At 66.3% G+C, this 21,649-nt stretch carries 24 protein-coding genes and 1 pseudogene; 15 read left to right on the plus strand and 10 right to left on the minus strand.

Going from position 1 to position 21,649, the window contains the following annotated elements:
* Positions 1 to 143 precede the first annotated feature (143 nt).
* The 6 genes from ON37_RS17095 (at position 144) to ON37_RS17115 (ending at position 4,112) form a co-directional block, all read left to right on the plus strand.
* Positions 144 to 635, plus strand: coding sequence for a MarR family winged helix-turn-helix transcriptional regulator (locus tag ON37_RS17095; RefSeq protein ID WP_040720598.1), 492 nt, complete (start codon positions 144 to 146; stop codon positions 633 to 635).
* Between the two features lie 93 nt (positions 636 to 728).
* Entirely contained in the window at positions 729 to 1,349 is a 621-nt protein-coding gene (locus tag ON37_RS17100; RefSeq protein ID WP_210741074.1) for a carboxymuconolactone decarboxylase family protein, read from the plus strand.
* Positions 1,350 to 1,382: 33 nt separating this feature from the next.
* Positions 1,383 to 1,799: a PPOX class F420-dependent oxidoreductase gene (locus tag ON37_RS17105; protein WP_040720599.1), complete on the plus strand. Its 417-nt coding sequence runs from the start codon at positions 1,383 to 1,385 to the stop codon at positions 1,797 to 1,799.
* Between the two features lie 92 nt (positions 1,800 to 1,891).
* Positions 1,892 to 2,152 carry a hypothetical protein gene (locus ON37_RS17110; RefSeq protein ID WP_157171474.1) on the plus strand — a complete coding sequence of 87 codons (261 nt, stop codon included), beginning with the start codon at positions 1,892 to 1,894 and terminating at the stop codon, positions 2,150 to 2,152.
* A 141-nt stretch (positions 2,153 to 2,293) separates the two neighbouring features.
* On the plus strand, positions 2,294 to 2,617 hold the full coding sequence (locus ON37_RS31025) for a hypothetical protein (protein WP_157171475.1): 324 nt from the start codon (positions 2,294 to 2,296) through the stop codon (positions 2,615 to 2,617).
* Between the two features lie 193 nt (positions 2,618 to 2,810).
* Positions 2,811 to 4,112, plus strand: coding sequence for an ATP-grasp domain-containing protein (locus tag ON37_RS17115; protein WP_157171476.1), 1,302 nt, complete (start codon positions 2,811 to 2,813; stop codon positions 4,110 to 4,112).
* 6 nt (positions 4,113 to 4,118) lie between these two features.
* On the opposite strand, the gene ON37_RS17120 is transcribed toward ON37_RS17115, so the two are convergent.
* Positions 4,119 to 4,919: a TetR/AcrR family transcriptional regulator gene (locus ON37_RS17120; protein ID WP_245553239.1), complete on the minus strand. Its 801-nt coding sequence runs from the start codon at positions 4,917 to 4,919 to the stop codon at positions 4,119 to 4,121.
* Between the two features lie 72 nt (positions 4,920 to 4,991).
* Here ON37_RS17120 and ON37_RS17125 point away from each other — a divergent pair, with 72 nt between their 5' ends.
* Positions 4,992 to 5,711 (plus strand): hypothetical protein, encoded by a 720-nt coding sequence (locus ON37_RS17125; RefSeq protein WP_174362113.1) that lies wholly within the window; start codon positions 4,992 to 4,994, stop codon positions 5,709 to 5,711.
* A gap of 45 nt (positions 5,712 to 5,756) precedes the next feature.
* On the opposite strand, the gene ON37_RS17130 is transcribed toward ON37_RS17125, so the two are convergent.
* Positions 5,757 to 6,656 carry a LysR family transcriptional regulator ArgP gene (locus ON37_RS17130; protein ID WP_040720602.1) on the minus strand — a complete coding sequence of 300 codons (900 nt, stop codon included), beginning with the start codon at positions 6,654 to 6,656 and terminating at the stop codon, positions 5,757 to 5,759.
* Between the two features lie 69 nt (positions 6,657 to 6,725).
* On the opposite strand from ON37_RS17130, the gene ON37_RS17135 reads away from it, so the two are divergent.
* Both ON37_RS17135 and ON37_RS17140 read left to right on the plus strand, forming a co-directional pair.
* A complete protein-coding gene (locus ON37_RS17135; protein WP_040720603.1) occupies positions 6,726 to 7,349 on the plus strand; it encodes a LysE/ArgO family amino acid transporter in 624 nt (207 codons plus the stop codon).
* Positions 7,350 to 7,934: 585 nt separating this feature from the next.
* Positions 7,935 to 9,452 carry an HNH endonuclease signature motif containing protein gene (locus ON37_RS17140; RefSeq protein ID WP_040720605.1) on the plus strand — a complete coding sequence of 506 codons (1,518 nt, stop codon included), beginning with the start codon at positions 7,935 to 7,937 and terminating at the stop codon, positions 9,450 to 9,452.
* 52 nt (positions 9,453 to 9,504) lie between these two features.
* Here ON37_RS17140 and ON37_RS32975 read toward each other — a convergent pair whose 3' ends face one another.
* Together ON37_RS32975 and ON37_RS17145 are read right to left on the minus strand one after the other, a co-directional pair.
* On the minus strand, positions 9,505 to 9,669 hold the full coding sequence (locus tag ON37_RS32975) for a hypothetical protein (protein ID WP_157171477.1): 165 nt from the start codon (positions 9,667 to 9,669) through the stop codon (positions 9,505 to 9,507).
* Positions 9,670 to 9,836: 167 nt separating this feature from the next.
* Positions 9,837 to 10,238 carry a hypothetical protein gene (locus ON37_RS17145; protein WP_157171478.1) on the minus strand — a complete coding sequence of 134 codons (402 nt, stop codon included), beginning with the start codon at positions 10,236 to 10,238 and terminating at the stop codon, positions 9,837 to 9,839.
* Between the two features lie 235 nt (positions 10,239 to 10,473).
* Here ON37_RS17145 and ON37_RS17150 point away from each other — a divergent pair, with 235 nt between their 5' ends.
* The 3 genes from ON37_RS17150 (at position 10,474) to ON37_RS17160 (ending at position 13,420) form a co-directional block, all read left to right on the plus strand.
* A complete protein-coding gene (locus tag ON37_RS17150) occupies positions 10,474 to 11,823 on the plus strand; it encodes a helix-turn-helix domain-containing protein (RefSeq protein WP_040720607.1) in 1,350 nt (449 codons plus the stop codon).
* Positions 11,820 to 12,413, plus strand: a complete 594-nt coding sequence (locus tag ON37_RS17155; RefSeq protein WP_040720608.1) for a GNAT family N-acetyltransferase — start codon at positions 11,820 to 11,822, stop codon at positions 12,411 to 12,413. Before ON37_RS17150 ends, ON37_RS17155 begins: the two co-directional genes overlap by 4 nt.
* 122 nt (positions 12,414 to 12,535) lie before the next feature.
* Positions 12,536 to 13,420 carry an HNH endonuclease gene (locus tag ON37_RS17160; RefSeq protein ID WP_040720609.1) on the plus strand — a complete coding sequence of 295 codons (885 nt, stop codon included), beginning with the start codon at positions 12,536 to 12,538 and terminating at the stop codon, positions 13,418 to 13,420.
* A 95-nt stretch (positions 13,421 to 13,515) separates the two neighbouring features.
* Here the strand turns inward: ON37_RS17160 and ON37_RS17165 are convergent, their stop codons facing one another.
* Entirely contained in the window at positions 13,516 to 14,169 is a 654-nt protein-coding gene (locus ON37_RS17165) for a Uma2 family endonuclease (RefSeq protein WP_040720610.1), read from the minus strand.
* Between the two features lie 40 nt (positions 14,170 to 14,209).
* Entirely contained in the window at positions 14,210 to 15,016 is an 807-nt protein-coding gene (locus tag ON37_RS17170) for a DUF1460 domain-containing protein (protein ID WP_040720611.1), read from the minus strand.
* A gap of 584 nt (positions 15,017 to 15,600) precedes the next feature.
* Here ON37_RS17170 and ON37_RS17175 point away from each other — a divergent pair.
* Together ON37_RS17175 and ON37_RS31850 are read left to right on the plus strand one after the other, a co-directional pair.
* Positions 15,601 to 16,371, plus strand: coding sequence for an SDR family NAD(P)-dependent oxidoreductase (locus ON37_RS17175; protein ID WP_040720612.1), 771 nt, complete (start codon positions 15,601 to 15,603; stop codon positions 16,369 to 16,371).
* A 22-nt stretch (positions 16,372 to 16,393) separates the two neighbouring features.
* Positions 16,394 to 16,559, plus strand: a pseudogene (locus tag ON37_RS31850) (enoyl-CoA hydratase/isomerase family protein); the annotation flags it as partial.
* Between the two features lie 78 nt (positions 16,560 to 16,637).
* Here ON37_RS31850 and ON37_RS17180 read toward each other — a convergent pair.
* On the minus strand, positions 16,638 to 17,132 hold the full coding sequence (locus ON37_RS17180) for an SgcJ/EcaC family oxidoreductase (RefSeq protein WP_040720613.1): 495 nt from the start codon (positions 17,130 to 17,132) through the stop codon (positions 16,638 to 16,640).
* Between the two features lie 60 nt (positions 17,133 to 17,192).
* Here ON37_RS17180 and ON37_RS17185 point away from each other — a divergent pair, with 60 nt between their 5' ends.
* A complete protein-coding gene (locus ON37_RS17185) occupies positions 17,193 to 17,660 on the plus strand; it encodes a MarR family winged helix-turn-helix transcriptional regulator (RefSeq protein ID WP_040720615.1) in 468 nt (155 codons plus the stop codon).
* A 124-nt stretch (positions 17,661 to 17,784) separates the two neighbouring features.
* Here the strand turns inward: ON37_RS17185 and ON37_RS17190 are convergent, their stop codons facing one another.
* The 3 genes from ON37_RS17190 to ilvC form a co-directional block, all read right to left on the minus strand.
* On the minus strand, positions 17,785 to 18,795 hold the full coding sequence (locus tag ON37_RS17190) for an acyl-CoA thioesterase (protein ID WP_210741114.1): 1,011 nt from the start codon (positions 18,793 to 18,795) through the stop codon (positions 17,785 to 17,787).
* 213 nt (positions 18,796 to 19,008) lie between these two features.
* Complete coding sequence (locus tag ON37_RS17195) at positions 19,009 to 20,370, minus strand: DUF2252 domain-containing protein (RefSeq protein WP_040720617.1); 1,362 nt, start codon at positions 20,368 to 20,370, stop codon at positions 19,009 to 19,011.
* A 187-nt stretch (positions 20,371 to 20,557) separates the two neighbouring features.
* On the minus strand, positions 20,558 to 21,559 hold the full coding sequence (gene ilvC / locus ON37_RS17200) for a ketol-acid reductoisomerase (RefSeq protein ID WP_174362114.1): 1,002 nt from the start codon (positions 21,557 to 21,559) through the stop codon (positions 20,558 to 20,560).
* Positions 21,560 to 21,649: the final 90 nt, after the last annotated feature.

Consider the following 21,649-nt stretch of genomic DNA (forward strand, 5'->3'; position numbering starts at 1 on the left):
TGCGCGATTGTCGCTCATCGTGCCTCCGGTATCCGACAGAACGGGGCGAGCACTCGCCCGAACAACTCACGCTGTATTGAACACCACCGGATCGGGCGCGACCGGCGACACACGCGCGGATCCCGCGCACTACTGTCGTCAACATGGTTGTCGGAAAGCGTGGCCCGGATTCGGTCGACGGTCCCGGGTTCGAACTGCCACTGCTGCTGTTCGCCGGCTTTCGCTCGTTGATCGACGAACTGCACGCCGAACTGGCCGAGCGGGGACATCCCGACGTCCGCCCGGCCTACGGCTTCGCCATGCAGGCAATCGGCACCCAGGGCGCGACAGCCAGTGAGATCGGCCGCAGATTGGGCGTTTCCAAACAGGCCGCGGGTAAGACCGTGGAGAAGCTGACCGCGCTGGGCTACGCCGAGCGCGTCGACGATCCCGATGACGCCCGGCGCAAGATCGTGCGCTTGACGCCGCGCGGCATCGACTCGCTCCGGCAAGCAGCCGAGATCTTCGACCGCCTGCGGCGACGCTGGGTCCGGGAGCTGGGCGCGCAACAGGTGCGAGATATGGAGTCCGCCCTGCGAAAGATGGTGGCGCCGGAGTCGTTCCGGCTCGACGTCGCCGGGTGGTTCGGCGGCTGAACTCGAGGTTCGACCGCTACCGTCGACCTTGCATCATTGGACAACCGGGTTTACTATTTAGACAACCTGGTTGTCTAATTGAAGGAATCGACCGTGCATTTCCCCGCCCATACCCTCGACTCCGCCCCCGCCGATGCCCGCCGAGCGATGGCGGCGAGCAGCGCCCGGCTCGGTTACCTTCCCGCGGCCGTGGCGAAGATGGCCACCGCGCCGCGCCTGCTCGACGGCTTCCTGAAGCTCAGCGCCCTCTTCGAAGCGAGCACGCTGGACCAACTGTCCCGAGAAGTACTGATCATGACGATGGCGACGCGCAACGAATGCCACCTGTGCGTCGCCATGCATACCGCGAAACTGACCGCGATCGGCGCGGCTCCCGAACTGATCACCGCCCTCCGCGACCGGCTTCCCCTGCCCGACCATCGCCTCGCCGCCTGCCAGGCGTTCGTCCGCACCGTCGTCGACACCGCGGGCAACGTCTCCGACGAAGACCTCGGCGCCTTCCTGAGCCACGGCTACACCACCGAGCAAGCGCTCGAGGTGGTCCTGGGCATCGGCGCCTATACCCTCTCCACCCTCGGCAATCGCCTGACCCGCGCACCCCTGGACCCCGCACTGTCGGAATTCGCCTGGTCGAACGGTGACGACAGCCGACGCGGCGAAAGCCCCGCCCCGATCGACACCGCGGCCGTCGGCGCGGCCACCACCGACTCTTGACCTCGAGTGCGGTTCAGCTCTTAGCGTGGACGCATGATCTTCTCCGCTGCCGAACGCAGGTATCTGGCCACACAGTCGCTGGGTCGGCTCGCCACCGTGACCGGCGACGGTCGCCCGCAACTGGTGCCGGTGGGGTTCCGAGTCAACGACGACGGCACCATCGACATCGGCGGTCCCACTCCCGCGGCGCAGCGTTACCGCAATGTGCGGGCCAACCCGAATGTCAGCCTCGTCGTCGACGATATGACTCCGGACGATCCGGCCGAGGTGAAGCCCGGCTGGGGTCGGGGGGTCGAGATCCGGGGCGTGGGCGAGATCCTCGACATCGACACGCCGCCCGTCGCGCCGGACTGGTTCTCGCACACCGTCATTCGGATCCATCCGCGGCGGATCCGGAGCTGGCACATCGACCCCGCGAACCCCGAGGGCGACGCCCGCGACGTCGGCTGAGCCGCCTTCTCACCCCTGGGCGTATCGCGGCCGTGACGTGCGCGTCCGAATCGGACACAGTTGCGGGGCAAGCGAGTTGAAAGGGGTTGGACGTGTCCTCGATTGCCACGCCCACGAGGTTGCGCCGGGCGTCGGCGACGGTCGCCGCAACCGTGATGATCGCGCTGGCCGGCGCGGCCGGGTCCGGCACCACGGCCGGCGCCGAGACCACCACGAACACACCGCCCGCGGCCGCGCAGGCACAGTGGTCGTATCTGCAGGTCGTTCCGGTCGAACCGTGGCCGCTCGGCTGGTACTACGGCTACTACCCGTGGCGGTTGTACTACTGGCCGGGCATGTTCGGCAGTTGCTGATTCGCGTCTCACTCCGGGCCATCCCCCACTCGGGGTGGTCCTCGAGGACGATTCACCCCTGAATCTCGTGCCAGCACCCGTGACGCCATGTCCGATTTGCGTCAGACTGCGTAGGGTGTAACCGGATTGGAAGGATTCACCGTGAGCACAAGCGAACATCGCACCAAACGCACCGTAGCGCGTATCGCCGTCGCCGGCGCCATCGTCGCCGCACCCCTTGCCGCACTTGCCGTTCCGGCCCAGGCCGACGTCGTGAGCGACCAGGTCGCCACCGAGGTTGCCCACCCGGGCCACGGGCACGGCCACGGCGGCTGGGACGGCCGTCGCGACTGGGACCGCGGCTGGGATCGTGGTTGGGACCGCGGCTGGGACCACCGCGGCGACTGCAACCCGTTCGACCGGCACGGCCACGGCTGGAACGGTTTCCGCCAGATCGTGCCGCCGGGTTGGTTCGGCAGCAGCTGATCTCGGTCGAACGAGCGGCCCGGCACCTCACGAAGGTGCCGGGCCGCTCGTCGTTACCGACCGTTTCCGACGCACGGTCGATGTGTCACTCGACTGTCGACGACAGTTCCCCACTCGGCCAACACCGCTGATTACCTTTCGCTTCGTCAACCGAGCAAACCGCCCTCCGGGGCTGTCGAAAAGGGTGAATCCGGTGGTAACCGTCCTCGTCGCGACCCGTCCGCAACTCGTCGCTCCCTACCTCCCCCGCATCGACGGCCCGGTCCACTGCCTGATTCCCGCCGGCACCGAGCATCTTTGGCGCGCCGCCGGCGTCACGGCGCCGCTGCACACCGTGGGTTCCTGGTCGGATTACACCGCATTGGCCGCGGCCGTCGCGCCGCTGCCCGTCACCCGGATCATCAGCACGGACGAAATCACCATCGCCGCCGCCGGTTTCCTCCGCACGCGGTTCGGTGTTGCCGGACAGGGATGGGAACAAGCGCTCGCCTTCACCGACAAGGCGACGATGAAGCGTCGCCTCGCCGAGGCCGGTATTTCGGTCACCGGATGGGGGGTGGCGCGCTCGTTCGACGAGGCGAGCGCCGTAGCCGACCGGCTCGGCTGGCCCGTGGTCGTCAAGCCACGCCGGGGTTTCGGCGCCCTGGGCACGACGAAAGTCGAGACCGCACAGCAGATGTCGGAGTTCGCGGCCGCCGGGCGTTTCACCCCGCAGGTGGGCGACGGTGACGATTACGCCGCAATGCTGCGCGCCTCCGGGGTCTACGACGCACTCGACGCGGCGCCGGACGGATTTCTGGTGGAGCGCTGTGTGGACGCGGCCGCGGAATACAGCTGCGATATGGTCGTGGTCGACGGCGAACGCCGGTTCGCGCTGACAACCCGTTATCCGACAACCATTTTGGATGCCGTCGGCAGCGGGCGTATCGCGGAATTCATCGGGCTCCCCGCCGATGATCCGGAAGCGGAGTCGGTGGAGGCGTTGACCACCCGCGCGATCGCCGTGCTCGGCCTGCGCACCGGACAGGTGCACTGCGAGATCTTCCGCACCCGCTCCGGTGATTACCTTCTGGGCGAGATCGCCTGCCGCGCCGGGGGCGCCGGGTTGCCGATGATGGCCCAGATCCTGTTCGGCATCAACACGATTGCCGCCGGCGTGGAGATCGCCGTGGGCCGCGACCCGGGCCGGCCCACGCCGCGCGCCTACCGGTCGCTGGTGGCGGTCGGCGTTCCGCTGGCCAACGGTCTCGTCATCGCGGTACCGACCGTCGATCAGCTGCGAGCCATACCGGGGGTGGCGCATGCCGACCTCCGGGTGCGCGTCGGTGAGACCTACGGCGGCAGCATGGGCTCGTGCGCCGCGGCGGCCTATCTGTACTTCGAACCGCAGCCCGGCGAGCTGGTCGATCTGCGGATGGACGACATCCGCGCCGCAGCGGCCGCGCTGTTCACCGTCGTGCCGGAGCATACGGCGGCGCTCGACGCTGTCGGTTGACGACGGCTACGCGTCTCGGCCCGCCGGCGGGAAACCCGACTCGGCCGCCGACACCGCTGTCGCGACGCCGTCGAGGACGAGATCGAGGCCGAAGGCGAAGTCGAGGTCCGGATCGGCGTCGGTGGGCTCAATGGTGTCGAACAGCCCGGAGGCCAGTAGCGCGGCCATATCCGGAAGCTCTTCCGGGTCCACCAGTCCGCGCAAGTGGCGACTGTAGTCGTGCAGGGCGGTCGCCGGGTCGAGATCGACTGCCGCCCTGGCCTGTTCGAGTTGCCGTGCGGTGACGAATGCTTCGCGGACATAGCCGCTGACCACCATGAGGGCGCCGACCTTCGCCGGCCAATCCAGCGCGGTCTCGCGCAGTGCGCGCAGTCCGGCGTCCATCCAGGCGACATTGTGCGGTCCGCTGGGCGGGCCGGTGATCGGAAGCTGGGTCAGCCAGGGCCGGGCGCGATGCACCTGCAGTTGCGCACGTGCCCAGTCGCGCACCATCGACCGCCATGGGCCGGCCGAAAGATGCGGTGGCGCGCCCAGCCCGGCATCGGCCATCAGACCCAGCAGCTCCTGCTTCGAGCCGATGTGCCGGTACAGCGACATCGGCGTAACGCCGAGCACCGCAGCGATTTTCGGTAACGTCGCACCGGCGAGGCCGTCGCGGTCGGCCAGCTCCACCGCTGTCGCCACCACCCGCTCGACGTCGAGCGCGGCCGGGCGGCCCAGTTTGTTGTCCACCGGCAGCCGCCACAGCCTGGCCAAGGGGCCGGGAACCTCCCGAGTCATCCAGTTCATCCCGTCGTCGACAATCACCCCTCGGAAGCTTAGTATGGCCGATATAGTTTAAGACATATATTAATGTGTTCTGCTTCGGAAGGACGAGCCGTGACCACCGAAACCCTTCGCCGCATCGCGGGAATCGCCGCGATCTGCGGCGCCACGCTGATGCTCGTCGAAATCCCCCTCTACTTCGTCTACGACGGGCCGCCGTCGGACGGGAACATCCTCGGTCGAGGCCTGATCGGATTGGTCGGACTGATCGGCCTGGTGGTGTTCATGTCCGCCTTCGGCCATCTGGTGAAGGCCGCCGACCGCAGCTGGGAATGGCTGGGCACGCTGGCCGGCACCGCCGGATTACTCTGGACCACTATCGCTTTCGTCGGCATGGGCCTCGAGATCGGCGCCGCGATCCAGGCCCCGGACCCCATCGATCCCACCATCGCCGTATCCGGAACGTATGTGCTCTACGGAACGGTCACCCGGCTGCTGACCGCCCTGTTCATGACCGCCGCCGCGATCTCGATCCGGCGGACACACATCCTGCCGCGCTGGGTGGGACGATGCGCCGCCGCACTGGCCGTGGTGAACGTGGCGTTCGCGCCGTCCCTGTTCTTCGGGAACGCTCCCGCCGACTTCTACGCGGCCAACGGATGGGGCACTACGGCAACGGTTTCCGGGCTCACCGTCATCTGGTTGCTGGCGGTCGGCATCGCCTTGGTCGCAACGTCGACTTCGCCGCGAACGGGCGTCGGCGCCGATGGACTTCGCCCGCCGACATCTCGGACGGCCTCCCGGCTGCCTCCGAGCACATCGACCGTGGCCTGACGGACCCCCGGCGGCGGATTGCTCGGTCGGCCCGCGCACATTCCCTCAGTGCCGCAAGAACTCTGCGGCCGCGGACCCTATCGTCTCCGCCACCACGGCCAGCGCCGGCACGTCCAATTTCCACTGTTGCCAATAGAGGGGCACGTCCACCCATTGTCCCGGTGCGAAGTGCCGCAGGGCGCCCGATCGCAGCAGCGGCTCGGCGTCCGTTTCGGGCACCAGCCCCCAGCCCAGCCCGGCCGCGATCGTGTCGCGGAACCCTTCCGAGGTGGGAACACAGTGCCGGAGCCGGCTCGCTCCCGAACGACCCGACGTCACCGCGCGCACGTAGCGGTCCTGTAGCTCGTCGCGGCGATCGAACACGATCACCGGGGCCTCGGGCAAGCGCTGTGGCAATGGCCCGGCAGCGAGATGGCGCTCCACGAATTCCGGACTCGCGACGGGCAGATACCGCGCCGACCCCAGCAGCCGCGCGGTGCAGCCGGTGATCGGATCGGCCAGCGACGTCACCGCGGCCATGACCCGCCCCTCCCGCAGCAACGTGGCGGTATGGGATTCGTCCTCGCGATGCAGGTCGAAGTAGACCGGCGGGTCCTGCGGCACCCGGGTGAGCGCGGGCAGGAACCAGGTGGCGAGCGAATCCGCGTTGACCGCGATGGACAGCGAGATCGGTTCGGATTCTCCGGCCATTCCCAGTTCGCGCTGCGTCGCGGCCTGCAAGGCGGCCAGCTGGCGGGCGAAACGCACGACGGCCTGTCCGGATTCGGTGGGCCGCACCGGTTTCGTGCGCATCAACAGCACCCGTCCCGTGCGCTGTTCGAGCGCCTTGATCCGTTGACTCACCGCCGACGGTGTCAGATGCAGCGCGGCCGCGGCGGCGTCGAACGTTCCTTCGTCGACGACCGCGAGCAATGTGCGGACCTGGTCAACCGGAAGCTCTGACATCACGATCGCTAATGATAGTTAAGAACCTTTAGCTGTACTGATCCCGTAGAGGTCCCTAGCGTCGGCTGCGTGAACAGCGGTATCTTCTCGGCGGCGCTCGCCGGATTCGGTGCCGGCTTGTCCCTGATCGTCGCCATCGGCGCGCAGAACGCGTTCGTCCTGCGCCAGGGCGTACGCAGGCAAGCCGTGGCGGCCGTGGTCGCCATCTGCGTCGCCTCCGACGCCATTCTGATCATGTGCGGCGTCGGCGGTCTCGGCGCGCTGGTCGGCGCCTATCCGGCGACACTGACCGTCGCCGGCCTCGCCGGCGGGTGCTTCCTGATCGCATGTGGCGGTGTCGCGGCCCGGCGCGCAGTCCGCCCCGCCACCGCGGCGCTCGCGACCACCGGCGACTCCACCGCGTCCATCCGCACCGCGGTCCTGGTCTGCCTGGCGATGACGTGGCTCAACCCGCACGTCTACCTCGACACCGTGCTACTGCTCGGCTCGGTCGCCGCCGGACACGGGTCGTTGCGCTGGGCCTTCGGCGTCGGCGCGATGGTCGCGAGCGGAGTGTGGTTCGCCGGGTTGGGATACGGGGCTCGACTGCTCGCGCCGGTGCTGTCGCTGCCCATGGCGTGGCGAGTGCTCGATGTCTTCGTGGCGGGGACGATGGTCGTGCTCGGGGTAGTGCTGTTGACGCAGGTTGCTTGAGCGTCCGCCTCGCTTCGCGGAGCGCTGCGCTACGTGCGCTCGGTACGTGAATTCCAAGGTGGAGCCGGATGAGCTCGGGCGGGTGATCGCCGGGTACGAACTCGTCCAGCTCAGCATCGGCGACAATTCCCTTCCCGGTTGGTACCAGCACATGCGGTTCCACGCGCGGGGTGCACGTGGCCACGCCCGGTAGCCATACTCAGGGCAATGGCGGGACCCGTCCGGCGGTGAGCCTGGGCTGGGCGCCGCGAGAGCCGACAGGTTACTTGTTGGTCGTCGACGGCACGCTGGGAAAGCGACCGGCTCGTCATCGCGCCCACGCGGGCGACCCTGTGCCGTGCCGCCGCACCCTGGCAGGTCTCCGCTGGGAATAGTTGCGACAACGACTGCCCGCAGGTTCCGCCCTGAGCGACATTCGAACGCGCGAGTTTCGCACAGCGCCGACCGCGGCCGGACGCCGGCCTTGTTGTGGTCACTGAAACCCACTGCAATGCAAGACTTTTCGGTCACTTGTTCAGAATGAACGTCGAAATCCACACGGGCCGAGGGGGTGCACACCCCTCCCCTTCTTGATAAAATTCGAACATGCATTCGAACAACGAGGAGTCCGGCGAGCAGGTCACGAGACCGCTGCTCGCTGCGGTTTCCGAGTTGTTCGAACGATCGCTGACGCCGCTGTCGGACGAAGAACTGATCCAGGCGATGCGAGATGTGGAGAGTTGCACGCGCCGACTGACGGCGATGCAGCATCGCCTGCTGATCGAAGCCGAGGAGCGATCCCTGCCGTCGCGCACCGGCGCGAAGACGGTGAAGCGGTTCCTGATGGAGACCCTGCGGGTATCGAGCGCCGACGCGGGAAGCCGCGTGAACGCGGCCCGCTCGGTAGGCACCTTCCACGATCTCGACGGCGAACTGCGCGACCCGCAATTGCCCTGTACCGCAGCCGCTTTGACCCACGGCGACATCTCAGCCGATCACGTGCGCGGGATCGCGCAGGTCATGAACCGCGTGCCCCGAGGCGTATCCGACGCGGATCGCGAAGCCGCGGAACACCTGCTGGCCGAATTCGCCCGATCCGGCTCGCCGGACGACATCGGCAAGGTCGGCGACCGAATCCTGGCCTACCTGGACCCCGACGGCCGCCTCACCACCGACCAGGACCGCGCCCGAATGCGTGGCATCGTCGTGGGTCGGCAACGCCCGGACGGCATGTCCCCCATCCGCGGCGACATCGACCCCGTGCTGCGCGCCCTCCTGGACCCCCTGCTGGCCAAGTACGCCCGCCCCGGCCTCTGCAACCCGGAGGACCCGAACAGCCCCGCCGTCAATGTCGACACCGCCGACCCCACGGCGCTGGCCGAGGCAGCACGAGCCGATCACCGTAGTGCCGCCCAACGCAACCACGACGCACTCACCGCGATCCTGCGCTCCGGCTTGGTCGCCGAAGACCTCGGCCACCACCGCGGCATGCCGGTGACCACCCTTCTGACCATGAAACTTGAAGACCTGGAAAAGGATTCGGGCGCCGCGACCACCGCCACCGGCGGCGTCGTCCCGATCCCCGAAGCGCTGCGCCTGGCCGAACGATCCCGCCCCTATCTGGCGATCTTCGACCACGCCGGACTCCCCCTGCATCTCGGCCGGATGAAACGCCTCGCCTCCCCGGCCCAGCGCCTGGCACTCATCGCCGCCCTCCGCGGCTGCTCCCGCCCCGGATGCGACGCCCCCGCCAGCCTCTGCGCCGCCCACCACATCCGCGACTACGCCAAAGGCGGCCCCACCGACATCACCAATCTCGTCCTGGCCTGCGACGCCTGCCACTCGCTGATCCACGACGGCCCCGGAGGCTGGAAAACGATTGCGCAAGACGAACTTTCCCCCTACCCGGGCCGCACCGCATGGATCGCCCCCGAACACATCGACCCCACCCGGACACCCCGCATCAACCACGGCCACCACCCCGACGAACTCCTGGCCGCGATACTCACGCGCATCCATGTGCGCGACGAACGCGAACGGGAGCAACGCCGCCAACGCGAACGCGAACAACACCAGCGCTGGTCGCAGTCGCGCTCCCGACCGCCCGACACCAGCGCGGCCTGACACCCGACCCACCGGCCGGGCAATCCGTCGTGCGTGAACACAGCGCTGACGCTCACAGCCGCCGGGATCGGTCCGGCCGCACCCGCCCGGCGGCCACGAGAGTCCTCATCGCCACCGCCTTCGCGGCGCACAGGGTGGGATCACATTCCACGTGCAGCTGCATATCCTCGTGCGTCTCCCCCACCGTCGGCACCGACGACCGGGCGGCATGGATCATGCGAGTACCACAGGACATCTAGGCGCACAACGACTTTCGCAGCGGGACGTGTGGTTTGTCCCGGTTTTCGATCGCCCCCGACCTCCGGCCAAGCACAGGAAACCGCGGCAACCGCCAAGGCTGCCACACCGACAACGGTCACCACCGAAGCGATCAACCCCCACATCTCAATCATCTGGCTCGGCCCGTGAATCACGCGCACCCGAGGCCGGCTCCGAAGAAATCGTGGGTCGCGCCCGCGCATAGGTAACCTCCGGTTCGACCACCTCCACGTCACATGCCGCGCAGACGATTCGGAGCCGCTCACCGAGATGCTCGACCGTCGGAACGACCACCGCCGCAGCGTTGTACCCACCGATCCGATCGAGCAGCCGCATGATCGGATCATCGATATCCCCCGCTGTCCGAAACACCACCCGCACCGGCGAATACCCCAACTTCACCGCATGCGCGAGCACCTGCTGCTCATTCGCCGGCCACCCCGGCAAGGTCCGGTCGATATAGCCGAGAGCACGAGGCGGCCCCTTCGGCAGCCCAGCCGACGCAACATAAGCGGTAGGAAGTGTCATACCGTCCTCCCCACGGTCACAATGAGATACATTTGGCTCCTTCGGTTTTCGTTGAAGGGCACCCGCCGCCGAGGATCACCGCCGGTTGTGGATGGCGCACGGATATCCGGACATCGACCCGGCGGCGGGGCCGATTCGAGCTTCACGGAGAAACGTCGCAAACCGAAGGCATGGAAGCGCACCGAAGTAATACGCTTCTGCCACTGGCCGTTGAGGGTGTCGATCGGGGGCAAGGATGATCGTCAGCACATGGACCGGCGCGGAAGTACGTGCACTTCGCACGGCCGCACTTCGACGTACCCAGGAGCAGTTGGCGGAACGGCTCGGTTTCCAACCGCCGACCATCCGCAAGTGGGAGAGAGCAACTCACGAGCGCCCGGTGCGCGGCGATTCAGCCGCGGCCTTGGATGTGGAGTTGTCCCGGCTCACCGACGAGCAACGCGAGCGGTTCAAGGCCGTCGTCGCTACCGATAAGGCGTCTAGTCGGGCTGCGCGCGACCCCAAGACTCCGACCCACACAACCGATAACCTGGGTGAGCACGATGAGCTGAGCACCTACGGAATCGAGGACGAGGTGAAGCGGCGCGAATTCGGAGTGTTCATGGGTGTCGCCGCACTGACGGCAACTGCCGACGCTCCGCGCTCCTCCCACACGGTCGGGGTAAGCGAAGCCCGCCAGTTGGCCGAACGCGTAACCGACCTCGCTCAGCGCGAGCAGACGATAGGCGGCACCCCGCTTGTGATGACCGGCCTTCGAGATCTCGCCATCGCCAAGCGACTGCTCGAAACCGGCACCTTTTCCGATCGGGCCGGATGCCTGTTCATGAGCGCCGCCGGTGAATTGGCGACGATTACGGGTTGGATGGCCTACGATGCCGACCTGCACCCACTGGCCCGCCAGGTCTACGCCGACGCGTTCGCGCTCGCCAATCAGGCTGGTGACGACGATCTGACAGTCCACGTCTGCCTGAATGCCGCACATCAGTCAATCGCACTCAGCCGGACCGGAGAAAGCAACCCACAGCGTGCACTCGGCCATCTGGAGCGCGCACGCCAACTCACACATGGCCGACCTCCCAGCCGAATTCATGCGCTGATCGCGATTCGAGAAGCACTCGCCCACGCACTCCTGCAGGACCGAGTGGCGTTCGACCGCGCAGTGGCGACAGCGTGGCGTGAACTGGATGCCGCCAACGCCCACGAACCGCTTCCCGAATGTCCCCGATGGCTGCGATTCGTGACCGCGAGCGAGATCCGCTCACAAGAAGCCCGTGGGTTGGGCGACCTCGGCCAGCCCGGGAAGGCATTGGCTCTACTGATCGCCGATGAAGACACAAAAGGGGTCGGAATCCGCAACCGTGTCAATTACCGGGCAAGTTTGGCTGCAGCACTCGGCAATACAGGCGACGTCAACAACGCCATAACTCAGGGCCTTTCGGTCCTGACAGAACTGGAGAACGCCGTATCGTCCACACGCACCCTTCGATTGCTGGCCCCGGTCCGTGCGATCGCAGACAGCATCCCGGATGACGAATTCGCCCGCCGCTACGACGGCCTCCAGCGCCAAACGATAGGTGTCTCATGAGCGCCGCCCCATCCTCGATCGACGGCCTCTCGTTCCAGCATTACACGGCCGCAGAAGCACGAGCAGTCCGAGACCGAGTCGAGCAAATCTTCCGAGATTCCTACACCGACACCATAGAATCCGGCGACGAGTTCGAAGCGCCCGAAGCATTCATGCACCGCTTCGACACCTACACCGACCCACAGCGAGGCCAAGGCTTCGAGTTGGTCATCGCCCGAATCGGCGACGAGCCGGCAGGACAAGCATGGGGCTGGCCGCTAGGACCGGATACTCGGTGGTGGTCCGGATTGGAGCTCGACGCGGGCGACCTCGCCGCCTTCACCGCCGAGAACGGCAACCGCACCTTCGCGCTCAGCGAGATCATGGTGCGCAGAAAATTCACCGGCCAAGGCTTCGCACGGGCACTGCACGACGAATTGCTCAGCGGCAGACCCGAACGCCGCGCGACCCTGCTGGTCCGACCGGACAACGACCGCGCTTACCGCACATATGTGAGGTGGGGATGGTCCCGCATCGGCACTCTCCGCCCGACATGGCCCGATGCCCCCAAATTCGATGTGCTGATCTACGAGCCAATGCAACGCAGATAGGAGCACACCCGATGTGGCAGTGCCGAGCCATGAGCCGAGACCAGTAGCGCACGAACACTTCTGGGTCGAGCTTGTGACCGAGAAGATCAACAACACGGAACCGAACATGGCACACTTCACTAGTGGATACGACCTTCGAACAGGCCCTTCGCGAGGCGATGTTCCGTCACCTCGATGAGTTGGTGCGTGAGACGGGTGTCGTCACCCGAGAACAACTGTGGGACTTCATCGTCGACGGCAAAGTCCATCGTTTGATCGATCGGAACCGGGGCATTCGGAATCCGGCGGATATGAATGCAACGCTGTCGATCCTGTCGGACCCCAAGAGCGGCTACTCGGACGAAGAGGTGGGCGAATCCCTGTTCGCGTACGCATACCGCGAAGGCAGCATCAATGGTGACAATCGCAAATTGAGGCGGGCGTATGAGCTCGACCTACCCCTGATCCTGCTACGAAAGATCGAAGATGGCCTGTTCGTTCCCATATACCCCGTCTATGTGGTCGCGGATGATCAGGAAAAACGTCAATTTCTGATCGCGCTCGACGAGAGTCTCCGTCGGCTGCCGGACCCGACCCATCCAGACGAAATAGAACGGCGCTACATCGAGCGAGTTACGAAACAGCGCCTTCATCAGCCAGAGTTCCGAGCACGTGTGCTGAATGCCTACGAGTACCAATGCACGATCTGCAACCTCAAGCTCGGTGAACTACTGGATGCGGCACACATCATCGCCGACGGGAAGCCGGACGGCACGCCGACAATCGACAATGGTTTGAGTATGTGCAAAATTCACCATGCCGCTTACGATTCCAACTTCCTAGGTATCTCGCCCGACTACGAGGTCCGAATCAATCAGAAGCTTATGAACGACGAAGACGGACCGATGCTGCGGCACGGACTACAGGAGATGAACGGCCGCAAGCTGTTTGTGCCATCACGACGAAAGCACAAACCATCTCGGGATCGACTTGCTGTGCGATACGACGAATTCAAAGCCGCTAGTTGACCAACATTCGACGGTAGGTTGACGAAACAAGAGCGACCGTCTATCGCACGGCCAGGAACCTGGTTGTTGTTGCCACCTCACCTCTGTCCGTTCGATCAGTACTCGAGTTCAGACCACGGAATGGTGATCGCGAAAGGAAAGTCGAAACGAATCCCTTCCTCGGCCGAAGTCGTCCACTCCCCCGCCAGCAGGTAGTTGGCCGATCGCAGTGGTCGTACCCCTGCGGGGAGCTTTCCGTGTTCGGTTTCCAGGGCGTAGGCGCGGACGGTCGCGATGGCGCTGTTCTCCCGGGCCAGCGTCACCTCCCAATACCAAGGAATCCCGGCTGTCGCGTATCGCCCCTTCTTCGCCTCCATATCGGACTGGGTGTTCGACGGTGACAACACCTCACCTACCAACACCGTGTCGGTGGCTCGTACATCCTGGTACGGCGATGGGAGGCAACGGTAGACAAGGAAGTCGGGGGTCAGAAAGTCTGTTTTCCCACTGGCTCCGAGGAAGACGTTGGTTTCAGACTCGACGCGCCAGCAGTCGTCAGGCTGGTCCGACATGCTCTTTCTGGCACAACGTTCGAAAGCGTTCGTCACGCGTCTGGTGAATGCCTGATGCTCGGCAGGCCCTCGCCGCACCCACACCACTCGTCCGTCCCACAGCTCGATTTGATCGGCGATCTCCTCAGGCAACTGCTCGAGTTCCTCCCACGTCATGTATTCGGGGAGGTCCGGGCGTTCGATCCGCGGCAGGGACATAGGGCCATGGTAGGCCCGACGCGCAAGGTCGAGCCGAGTTCTACGCCGGCTGCGGGCGCAGGACGACCACGCCTGGAACCGTCTGCAGATACTCCCCCAGCGGGGTATCCACCACCTTGTTGTCGGCGGTGAGGGACGACGCGTTTCGGAAGACCGGGCCGCTCGGGGTCATGGTGAGGATTCCGACATGGGTGACGTCGAGTCCGGGTTGGTCGGCGTAGGCGCCGATGTAGTCGCCGGTTCGTAGGCCGTTGATGACACCCTGATCTACCGCCGCACTGGGGATGTAGGTGATGTTGCGGTCGACCACCGGGATACCCGGTAGGTAGACATCACCGTCTCCCTTGGCGTTGAGGTGTTTGGGGACGGTGACTGCGGCTGGTGACAGATTCGCGGTGATATCGGTGGCGGCGACGTCGGCAACCTGTGCCCAGTCGGTGAAGAAGTGTTTGCGGTGGGTGTAGTCGACTTGGGCTCCCGCGTAGCGGGTGTCGATCAGGTTGGCTTCGAAGCGGTTTCGGTCGGTGGTTCGGCTCAGGGCTTCTACGTAGTCGAGGAAGGTGAAGCAGTCCACCTGACGGAAGTCGGCTACCAGCTGTTCGGGTCGGGTTGGCGAGCCGATGAGGGTGTTCGCGGCGTAGGGGGTGCCCAGGAATTGTTTGGAGAGCAGGTCGATTAGTTCGCCTTTGCTCGCTCCGATCGCGCCGGCGCGTAGTGCGACGAGTTCGTCGATGCGGTGGGAGGTGGTGTCGTCGATGGCGGTGTCGGCGCCTGCGCGTACCGGCAGCAGGAGGGCGGCCGCGAAGAGGACGAGCAGGATCGGCAGTGTGCGGGCGGTGGAGCGCAAGACACCTCCCGGTGACGGGGCGTTCGGTCGAAGTCCACCGTAGTTCAGCGGGCGGCGGTCGCGCAGAGCCGGATGGGATCGTCGGGACGCAACGCCGACGCGGAGCACCCCGCCCAGCGCAGTCCATCCAGCCAGTCAGCCAATCGGCCAGCCAGCCAGCGATCCAGCCAGTCGGCCAGTCGGCCAGTCGGCCAGTCGGCCAGTGGGCCAGTGGGCCAGTGCGAGCGTCCCCCCGGCTCCCGCCCGACGTTGCAGAGCACCCCTCTGTTTCGCCGGATTCCCCGGCCCGCACGCAGGTTCATGCGCACCACGGCAACGATCGCGAACCCGCCCAGTACCGAGTAGGCGGAGGCAGGCCCGATCTGCTGCGCCGCAGTGCCGCAAGTGACGAACTCGCGGTGAGGTCGATGGCGTCGACATCGGCAACATCGCCGTCGCCCTGCGTGGAGTTTTTGAAACGCACCAGCCGACGCCGAATCCGGATAACGGTGCCGCCGGCGCAGGTGCACTGGTAGAACTGACAGCGACCGTCGTCAGTTCAGCGGCGGGGCACACCCGCGTTACCCGCAAGAGAGGCCGGCTCCGTGGACCGCAGCTCATTCCAGAAACTCTTCGACCTCAGTGGGCGGACCGCGATCGTCACCGGCGGCACGCGGGGTATCGGGCTCGCTCTCGCCGAGGGGCTGGCGTGTGCCGGCGCGAATGTGGTTGTGGCGAGCCGGAAACCGGAGGCCTGTGAGAAAGCCACCGAGCGGTTGCGGGAACTGGGGGCCGAGGCGATCGGGGTGCCCACCCATCTCGGCGAGATCGACCAGTTGCAGGCGTTGGTGGCGAAGACGGTGGAGACGTTCGGTGGCGTCGACATCGTGGTCAACAATGCCGCCAATGCGCTGGCTCAGCCGTTGGAAAGCATGCAGAAGACAGCGGTGGACAAGTCGTTCGCGGTGAATGTGCAGGGGCCGTTGTTTCTGGTGCAGGCGGCGTTGCCTCATCTGCGTAAGAGCGAGCACGCGGCGGTATTGAACTTCGCGTCGATCGGGGCGTTCGGGTTTTCCGGCGGGCTGGCGATGTATTCGGCGGGGAAGGCGGCGTTGTTGTCGTTCACTCGCTCGATGGCCGCCGAATTCGCCGGCGACGGGATTCGGGTGAATGCGATCGCTCCGGGGGCGGTGGATACCGATATGGTCCGCAACAATCCGCAGGAAGTGGTGGACGCGATGGCCGCGGCGCCATTGCTGCGGCGGCTCGGTAAGCCGGACGAGTTGGTCGGGCCCGCACTGCTGTTGTGTTCGGACGCAGGCAGTTTCATCACCGGTCAGACATTCGTCATCGACGGCGGCACCGTCCCGCGCTGAACCGCGAAGGAGGCAAGGCATGGCGGAGGAGATCGCCGCCCATTCCCCCCTCGCGGTGTGGATGACGAAAGAGACGATGTGGCAGACGGTGGATGCCGAGTCTGCGCCACGCCCTCGACCTCGAGAACCGCACCCAGGTGATGTGCAACGCCACCGGGGAACTCGCGGAATCATTCGAGGCGTTTCGGGCGGCCGCGGATTCCGTTGGCGCCCATTGTGATCCGCCGTCACCGATCACGAACGGAGGACTCACCCGCCCCGGTCGCTCAGCGGCCCAGCCCGAAGGTGCGCGCCACGCGGCTCATCAGCTGAGCCATCTTCGAGGGGAAGGACTCCGGCTCCGGAATCGTGACCGGCCGGACTCGTCCGTTGTGCAGTGCCGTGATCGCCCAGCCTCGTTCGGTGCGCACGGTCACCAATGTCTGGCGGGACGCCCTGCGCTTGGGCAGGCGGCTGCGCCAGGGCATGAGCACCGAGGCGGTGCCGTGCAGGATCGCCACGTCGGGCGTGACGTAACGGATCGATTCGAGCTCACCGACCAGCGCCGAACCGGCGAGCACTCCGCGAAAGAGCTTGTCGTGGTTGGCCCGATGTTCGTCGCGGCCGGTCGCCCGAGTCCCGTCGTAGGAGACGTAGTCGGAGTCGGTGGTGAACAGGGCCGCGTAAGCCGTCGCGTCGTTGTCGGTCCACGTCCTCATGAGGTCGTCGAACAGGCCGCGCAGGGCCGAATCGTCGGCTCGGGTGTCGAGTTGGGTGCTCATGGTCGTACCTCTCGATGCTAGAATTCGACTATCGAACGTTACGATAACAGAAAGTTTCGAATGTCGAAAGAAGAACTGATCGGCGAGATCGCCCGGGAACTGCGACAGCTGCAGCAGAGCTTCGACGCCTTCGACGAGGCGGCCGCCGCTCATCTGGGGCTCAATCGCACCGACCTGCGCTGTCTGGATATCGTGCTGGGAGCCGGACGGCTCTCGGCAGGCGAGCTGAGCACCGCACTGCGCCTGAGCCCGGCCGCCACCACCACCGTGGTGGACCGCCTGATCCGAGCCGGAATGGTCACGCGCACAGAAGATCCCGAGAACCGCCGCCGCAAGCTCATCGAGGCCACCGCGAAGGCCGCCCGGGTCGCGGAGGAGATCTTCGAACCGGTGGGCCGCGCGGGAACGAAGGCCCTCGGGCGATTCGATATCGGGGAACTCGGCACCGCTCTCGAGTTCCTGCGCGTCGCGAAAGAAGTACAGCAGCAACAGATCACGCGGGTCGCGCAACTCGGTCGCACCAGCTGACCGCGCCGCGCGACCACCGAATCGACCGACCGCGCGGAAATCGTCCGCTACGGCACTCCCCCGTCGCGACACCGCCACCCGGCCTGGCAGTTCGGCGCCGGCCCAACCAGCAGGACTCCGAACGTTAGCCGACGGTGATACGGAAGTGGTTCGGCTCGGCGTCCTCCGGCACGGCGTCGGCCGGGGTGAAATCCTCTACCAGCGAACGCAATCCGATCAGATGACGGGCGTGGGCGTCCAGGGCGATGTCCTCGTCGGAGGCCGGAATCCACTGCCGGATCGAGCGCGCCTTGGCATCCGGATCCAAGGCGACGACCACCGCCAATCCGTGTGCCGCCAGTTCCGGTTCGCCGGAATGCGGGTCGGTGGAGGTGACGTGCACGCTGATGTGCATGCTGCGGGGTCCGGTATGAATCAACCGGGCCGTCACCTCGACGGCGTGGCCGATGACGATCGGCCGGTAGAAGCGGATGCCGCCGAAGTACGAGGTGAGCACGTGTTGGCCGGCCCACTTCGCGCCACAGACGTAAGCGGCTTCGTCGATCCACTGCATGGTGCGGCCGCCGTGCACCTTACCGCCCCAATTGATATCGGAGGGTGCGGCGAGGAAACGCAACGTCGCGCTGGGCGCCGTCCCCTCGGCGGTGTAGCGCTGGGCGGCCATCGCGGCTTCGATTTCCTTACGGACGGCGATCCGGACCTTCGCCTGCCGATGCCGTCGCAGTTCCAGAGCCGTCGTCGGATGCCATTGCGGCACTTCGACCGTGCGGCGTTCGTCGTCGACGGCGACGAAGATGGTCAGGCACTGGGCGCTCTGCACCGGCTTCACGCGGGTCGGGTCGGTCGAATACACGGTGACCAGGATGTGCATGCTGGTACGGCCCGTGTGCACCAGATTGGCGTGCAGTTCGACCAGCTCGCCGACCTCGATCGGGCGGTCCAGATGAATATTGCCGACGTACGCGGTGACGCAGTAGTGGCCGCTCCACTGGGCGGCGCCGGCGTAGGCGACCTTGTCGATCCATTCCAGGAGCTTGCCGCCGTCGACGGCACCGACGATGCCGGCGTCGGCCGGCTTGACGAGGAAGCGATGGATCACCTCCGAACGCCGGGCGGCGGCGGTCGGGACGGGCAGATCTGCGGTCGATGCACTCGGCACAGCGAGGGGTCCTTCCGAGAGTTGGTGCGGTTCGCTGACACCGTTGTCCCGAGCACCCTAGAGCGCGGCGCCGGTTACGAGCGAGTAGGCGGATACCGGTGAGACGACCGGCCGTACGTCCGGCGCGCCCTCGGCACCGGGCCACGCCTCGCTGCGCGGCCGACGCTCACCGAGCGGCGCGGCGAACGGTCAAGACCCCGCAGCCGCGGCTTGCACCCGCCCGGAGTCGATGGCGCGCAACAACTCTCGGTAGTCGGCGGCGGTGCGTTCGGCATAGGCCAGGGCGAAGCGCGTCATCGCCTTCTCGAATGCCGCTCCCCCGCCGAGATAGTCGGCGATGGCGATGCGGTCGCCGGAACGGGCGTGCGCCCGAGCGAGGGTGTGGCCACAGATTCCGGCGTAGTCGCGGAGGGCGGCCTTCGACATCTGCGTGATGTCGGCGCCACCTTTCATATCGCGCAGCTGCCGGAAGTAGTAGTTGCGGTCGTTCGGCCCGGAGACCCAGCCCAGGAAGATGTCACTGGAGGTCTGCAGCAGACGCTGGCCGTGGACGACGCGGTGGCCCTGGTGCTGGAAGCTGCTCGGCGCGAGGTACGGCTCGAGCACCGATCGTTCGGCCTCCTTCATCTGCAGGAACAGCGGGCCGCCGGTGTCGCGGTCGACCGTCAGGATCACATAGCAGCGGGTGCCGACACTGCCCACCCCGCCCACCTTGTGCGCGTAGTCGACGATGCGATAGCGCTCGGCCAGCACCCGCCGTTCCTCGGGCAGCGACCGGTGATAGGCGGTGAACACCTCCTCGACGGTTTGCGCGTCGACGTAATCGACCGGTGTCACCAACGGCGGCCGATGCCGGATACGCAGCACGCCCTGCTCGTCGGTGTAGGTGAGCTTGTTCAGCGCGTCGAGACTGGTGCGTTTGCGGGCTGCTCCGAAGGCGCGGTCCACGGACGCACGAAACTGCGGGCGGCTCACCATATTCGCCACCGTCTCCTCGTCCACCTGCTCGTACCAGATGTCCAAGGCGTCCATGCCGGCCAGGCGCCGCATACATTCCCGGTAGGCCGTGGCCGCGGTCCGGGCGGCGACGGTGGCCTCCTCCGCGGGGAAGCCCTTCTCCCCCGCCGCCACGGCCACACTCGCCACCAGCCGCTTGACGTCCCATTCGAACGGGCCGGGCAGGGTTTCGTCGAAATCGTCGAGGTCGAATACCAGTGACCGTTCCGGGGAGGCGAAGATACCGAAATTCGAAAGATGCGCATCGCCGCACAGTTGGACGGTCAACCCGGTATGCGGAAGCGTGGCGAGGTCGGCCGCCATGATCGCGGGAGCGCCGCGCAGGAACGAGAACTGCCCGGTCGCCATCCGGGCATAGCGGATCGGCACCAGATCGGGCACCCGAGTCGCGTCCTCCCGCTGCAGAATCGCGATCGGATCGCGATCGGGGGCGGGACGGAATTCGCCGAGCGACGAGCGGGGAACGGTGGCACGCACCGCACGTCCCGCGGGCGACGCTGTGCTGCTGTTCCCATCGACGAGCGCATTCGCCATGCCTTCAGTGTCCCGCGGACGGACGCGCCCAGCAATCATCTGGCGAATCTTTTCCGCATGGTCAGCCGGGCACCATCGACGCGACCAGGCCGATGGTTCCGCGGCGTAGCGTCGACCGGGCGCGAACAACGAAAAGCCCGGTGCGCCAGGAACTCCTGACACACCGGGCCTCGGTCGGTCGAAAACCTTACGCGGTTTCGGTGATCGGCCGGTCGACCCAGCTCATCAGGTCGCGCAGCTTCTTGCCGGTGACCTCGATCGGGTGCTCGGCGTTCTGCTTGCGCAGGCCCTCGAGCTCCTTGTTGCCGCCCTCGACGTTGGCGACCAGGCGCTTGACGAAGGTGCCGTCCTGGATGTCGCGAAGGATTGCGCGCATCCGTTCTTTGGTGTCGGCGTCGATGACCCGCGGGCCCGACAGGTAGCCACCGAACTCGGCGGTGTCGGAGACCGAGTAGTTCATCCGCGCGATGCCGCCCTCGTACATGAGGTCGACGATCAGCTTCAGCTCGTGCAGCACCTCGAAGTACGCCATCTCCGGCGCGTAGCCGGCCTCGACCATAACCTCGAAACCGGTCTTGACCAGCTCTTCGGTACCACCGCAGAGAACGGCCTGCTCACCGAACAGGTCGGTCTCGGTCTCCTCCTTGAAGGTGGTCTTGATGACGCCGGCGCGGGTGCCGCCGATGCCCTTGGCGTAGGACAGCGCCAGGGCCTGGCCCTCACCCTTCGGGTCCTGGTCGATGGCGATCAGGGCCGGGACGCCCTTGCCGTCGACGAACTGGCGGCGCACCAGGTGGCCGGGGCCCTTGGGGGCGACCATGCCGACGGTGACGTTGGCCGGGGCCTTGATCAGGCCGAAGTGAATGTTCAGGCCGTGGCCGAAGAACAGGGCGTCGCCGTCCTTCAGGTTCGGCTCGATGTCCTCGGTGAAGATCTTGGCCTGCGCGGTGTCGGGGGCGAGCAGCATGATCACGTCCGCCCACTCCGAGACCTCGGCGGGGGTGCCGACGGTCAGGCCGGCCTCTTCGGCCTTGGCCCGCGACTTGGAGCCTTCCTTGAGGCCGATGCGCACCTCGACGCCGGAGTCACGCAGGCTCAGCGAGTGTGCGTGGCCCTGGGAGCCGTAGCCGATCACGGCGACCTTGCGGCCCTGGATGATCGACAGATCGGCGTCGTCGTCGTAGAACATCTCGACTGCCACTGTGGTTGTGTCCCTTCCGAGTGGTTCATCCCCGCCGACGCGGGGAAACGTAATGCGCAGATGCGCGGTTTGTTCGAT

The organism is Nocardia veterana NBRC 100344 (assembly GCF_000308855.1).
GTDB classification, from domain to species: Bacteria; Actinomycetota; Actinomycetes; order Mycobacteriales; family Mycobacteriaceae; genus Nocardia; species Nocardia veterana.